Source organism: Erwinia typographi, assembly GCF_000773975.1.
In the GTDB taxonomy this organism is placed as follows: domain Bacteria; phylum Pseudomonadota; class Gammaproteobacteria; order Enterobacterales; family Enterobacteriaceae; genus Erwinia; species Erwinia typographi.
Window position 1 is genome coordinate 1 of record NZ_JRUQ01000011.1, and the last position, 5,025, is coordinate 5,025.

Sequence of the window (5,025 nt, forward strand, 5' to 3'; positions counted from 1 at the left end):
ACCTTCGAGCTGAGCAGGGAGCTGGCAGTTACGCCGTTTGCGGGAATGGTGGTCCGCCATAACATGACCGGCGGCTATCAGGAACGCGGAGCCGGAGACTTTAACCTCAGCGTCAGCCGTTACAGTGAGACGGCGACAGATGCGGTTGCGGGTCTGCGAGTGGATTATAAAGGCCGAAATGGCTGGTCCGCCTCGGCCACGCTGGAAGGTGGGCCAAACGTGGGCTACAGCCAGAGCGGCAGCACCGCCTCGCTTCAGGGGATGCAGGGGCAAAAGTTCCGCGTTAACGGCGACAAAGACTCCGGCGGCCTGAACTCCCGCGCGTCAGTAGGCGCGAACTATCGTAGCGGCAACACCGGGTTGGATATGAATGTTTACCAGTGGAGAGAACAAGGCGCAGCGGATAACGGCTTTATGCTGAACGCCACGCGCAGTTTCTGATCGATAGCCAGCAATGGGTATCAGGTAACATCTGAGCCTTCCCCTCAGGGGGAAGGCTTTAAACGGAAGCGAAAAGATGATGGAACGCGGTTTAAAAGCATTGTGCGGCGTAACGCTAATGGCAGCGGTAGTGCTGGCAGGTGGGTGCAGGGATAACACACAGGAGAGTACGGAGATAAAATTTGTAAACGTGGAGCAGGTTCTGAAGGACTCAGGCCTGTTGGCGCAGGAGGCTGGCCTGATGGGGAGCGATATGACCGCCTTAACATTCATCTTAATCAGTTAAATAACCTTCTTAATTTACAGCAAATCATCTTAATTGTCTTAAGTTCAGCCTTTCGGCTTGAGTGCTTAAGCGTACTTGCCCCGTCCACTTTTATTAAAAATTGATTTTTATCAATTTTGACCCTTCAAACCGTTATCCTTTTTTTAGATATTCCGTTTATTAATGTGAGCCAAATAAAATGATGGGTGGGCTAATTGCTTTGCTGTTTTATCCCACAAGGAAGTACGCAGTGGCAGAGAGCTTGTTTCTATCTGCATTTTTTCCCAATACTCAAGGTGGAGTAGTAATTTTATGTCAAATTATAAAACGCGACATCATAATATCATTAGTCGTAAGAATCTGATTGCTGTCGCCATATTAATGGCTTTCGGTGGGCATGATGCTATAGCGTCTCCTGACAAAACTGTTCACGCCAGTGATGAACTTCAGTCCTGCCCGGCAGCTGAAAAGTTTGAAATGCTCAGCAGCGAAGAGAAGGAAAAACTGCCTGCAGAATGTCAGAAAGAAACATCGCTTATGAACAACAAAATGGTGCTTGGCGGCGGCGCCGCTGCAGTGGTGGGGATAGGGGCATTAATGGCCGGAGGTTCTTCCTCTGGCGGTGGTTCATCGGATAATTCTAATAACAATGACAACAAAGGAAACAATGAAAATAATGGCAGCAACGATACGGCTGAAAATAAACCGATAATTATCGACGGGAAAAACGTGCCGGGTCAGGGTGAAATCAGTAACACGATTTCTGGCAATGACCAGCAGGTGACGATTAAAGGTGAAACCATCGCGGCCGGCGAAGGGACGATTGGTACACTAATTACCGGCGATGGAGCCACTGCAAACGTCACTGGCAACACCACCGTTTCGGACGGCGGCAAAGGAATGGTCGTTGAAGGCAATAATAGCACTGTAGATGTCGGTGGCACTATTAACGCTACCGGTACAGGGAGTATTGCGCTTGAGGTGAATGGCGATCGCTCTGACGTTCGCCAGAATGGGGATATGTTGGTCGCCGGCGGCGCAACCGGTTTTAAAGTAAGTGGCGAAAGCAATAAGGTCAGCAATAACGGATCGATTTCTGTCCAGGATGCATCATCAGTCGGGTTGGATATTACTGGTAATAATGCGGTCTTTAGCAACGCTGGTAATATTTATGCCAAAGATTATGGCACTGGCGTCCAGATTTCCGGCAATAATATACTGGCTAACCTGGACGGCAGCGTTGTAGCTGATGCCGGTGATAACAAAGTCTCCGCTAAAGGGGTTGTACTACATTCGTCAAACAGCACGGTTAAAATAACCGGGGACGTCACTGTCAAAAGTGATAAGCTCAAAGCAATACCCGAGTATCTCACTGTTACTGGCGTGAGCGTTAACGGGGATCATAATAAACTTGATATTTCCGGAGCGGTCAATATTCAGCAGAACACCAACGATCGGGGTTCGCATGGTAAAGGGATTCTGGGTGGCGTAATTGTTTTAGGAAATAAAAATATTATTAATGTGCTCGGCGGAATAAATGTTGATGCTACTTTTGGGGATGACGGCGCCAATAATGAAAGAATAGCGGCCCATATTGAAGGGATGACTGTTAATGGTCATGATAATTATATATTTTTGAGTGGGAGATCAAACTTTCGATCTGCAAGTTTTGGTTATCAAGGCCATAGTCACCTTGTCGATATAAATGGGAAAAATAATGAGTTGGTGCTCAGTAAAGACTTTGTTTTAGATATTGATGTGATCCCGTCATTGCACGAATTAAATCAAGGCGTGGATTTTTTTAATACAAGCTCCGGAACTATCCTGGCTAATGGTGATGTTTCAGGCTCTCTTTTGGGTTTTCTATTTAGCGCTGACTCTTCCGGGAAAGTGATAAACAATGGCGCGGTGGATGTGAATCTAACTTCCTCTACTGGAGCATTAACCGTAATTGCGGCCTTAGACAGTACCGGTCACAATACGGCAGAAGGTACGTTAGCCGTTAAATCATCAGCTTCTTATGTAGCAGCCCGCTGGTCGAGCAACGTATATCCCTTTGGGAACGGAGCGGGAACCGCCACAGCTATGATAGCAGGTGGCAGTGAGGGGCTGATTATCAACGACGGTACTCTCGATGTCGCAGGTGCTTCCACTTACGGGATGTTCGTCCGTGACGGGGCAACTGCTATTAATAACGGCACTATTATCGCCGACGCCATGCAATTGCACGTAGACGATAAGGGTAACTTTAATGACGTTAAATCGCTGACCTTCAGCTCAGAATCTAAATACCGCGGTGCGGCCATGTTCGGCCGCGCGGGCACCAGCCTCCTTAACACTGGCAACATCGTTATCAATAATGCGGGCACTGGCATGCAAGTTGAAGGTGCAATGGCTATAAATCGGGGGCGCATTACTCTGAATGCGGACCACAGCGACGCGGATAAGATGTATGCCATGAGAGCCACTGATGGTGGGATTCTTATTAACGACGCGACCGGGGTTATCAATATCAATACCGATAAGGGCTATGCCTTTTATGCCGACGATGGTAGCTATGTGTATAACCTCGGTACGATCAACCATAATGGCACTCCGATCGATGAAAGCGATCCAGCTTTCGGCACTGAATCGCCCGACGACTGGGGTGCAAACTATGCCAGGTTAGACAGTCTTTCCGCGTCTGGAGAGTCGTCGACGCTGAGTACGGATAAAAAGGATGGATTTTACGCCCTGATGAGTCTGGTCAACCGCGGTAATCTGGCGCTGGACTCTTCACTGCTCGCGTACGACAGGCTGACCAATCATGGCAATATAACTGTAAACGATAAGGCTGCACTGACCATCAAAGGCCGGCTGACTAACCATGGCAGTGTTACCCTCAATGCTTCAGGCCCACTGACTGTCAATAGCGGGGATAATTATGGTGAAATCAGTGGATCAAGCACGAGCGGCCTCATAAAGACTAGCGGTGCATTTTATAACCGTGAGGGCGCGGTCATCCGTAATACTGACTCGGAGGCTGCGGGTACTTCCCTAATCCACTCTACGCTAACTGAGCACGGCAATTTTATTTTCTACAACGCAGGCAAGATTCTGGCCTCTGCTGGCGCCAACGCGATATGGACGAGATCCCACGACGCCCAGGGGAGCCGGGATGTCGCCCGCTCTGTCTTTAACGATACGACTGGCATTATTCGGGGAGAAGGACTTAGCGGCAATACGCTTATCGAGCTGGGACGAAGCTACTCGCTCTATAATAAAGGGGAGATCACCATTAATGGCAAGAACACCAGCGCGATAAGGACGGTAAACACTGCCTTTAGTTCGGAAGTTCTCAATTCTGGCGTCATCAATCTTGGAACAAAAGAAGGTCGGGCTGCTGGCACTAATGGCACCGGTTTGATTGCCGTCAAAGTCCAAAATGATGCGACCGTCGTCAATAATGCCGATGGTGTGATCAATATCTGGGCTGATGACTCCTGGGCGTTTAGCTCACCATTGAGTACCCGTAATCCGGTATTTATTAATAACGGTATTATTGACGCAACTAATTGTAATAACTGCGGTATTTTCTCGCCGGACAGTAAGGTTAGTGCGTTGGCCGACGGTGCGGATTCCTGGCGACAGCCTTCTGTTCCGGAACCGGTAGTCGCTGGCGTAGTCACTAATTATGTCATCGGGACCAACGGTGATGGTACCGCTGGTAAGTATGCCGGAAAGGATATCGTTATTGGTAAAAACGTGCTGGTCAGCACCGGTTTCACCGACGGCACGGCCGATAAAGCGGTGACCTTCAGCAACGTGTTCCAGGGTAGTAACATCAGCGGGGAGCAGAATATCGCCTCGTCGTCGGTGGTCTGGAACGCCTCTGCAAGCAAAAATGCTGAGGGTAACGTTGACGTCACCATGATCAAAAACGACTACGCCGATGTTGTTACTGACAGCAGCGTAAACGGCCTTGCCGCCGCGCTGGATAAGTCCTACACCAGCAACAAGCTGTTTAACAGCCTGAACGTCAGCACGGCATCGTCGCTGAATAAGGCGCTGAAGCAGCTCTCAGGTAAGCAGGCGAAGTCGCTCGACCGTGAGAAACGCGTGCTGAGCCAGCGCTTTACCATGCTGGCGGAAAACGCACCTGTGACTACGGAAAACGGACTTTCCTTTAACGTGGTAGCGAAAGGCGATCGTCGTGCGGAGATGGACAACAAGGTCACCTACGACATGATGGCCGTCCAGCAGGACTTTAATGCGGGTGCTGGCAAGCTGTCTGCTTCCTACGGTATTGCCCGTTTAAGTGGTAAGGGCGGCAATGCCGG

Annotated in this window: 3 protein-coding genes; all 3 read left to right on the forward strand. The window is 49.5% G+C overall.

Features of this window, described 5'->3' with window-relative positions; genetic code table 11:
• Positions 1-441 (forward strand): autotransporter outer membrane beta-barrel domain-containing protein (locus NG99_RS02685; RefSeq protein ID WP_034888156.1); only part of this gene is annotated, 441 nt, incomplete at its 5' end.
• 76 nt (positions 442-517) lie between these two features.
• Positions 518-727, forward strand: coding sequence for a hypothetical protein (locus tag NG99_RS02690; RefSeq protein WP_034888158.1), 210 nt, complete (start codon positions 518-520; stop codon positions 725-727).
• Between the two features lie 291 nt (positions 728-1,018).
• A partial coding sequence (locus tag NG99_RS02695; RefSeq protein WP_034888161.1) for a beta strand repeat-containing protein occupies positions 1,019-5,025 on the forward strand: 4,007 nt, incomplete at its 3' end.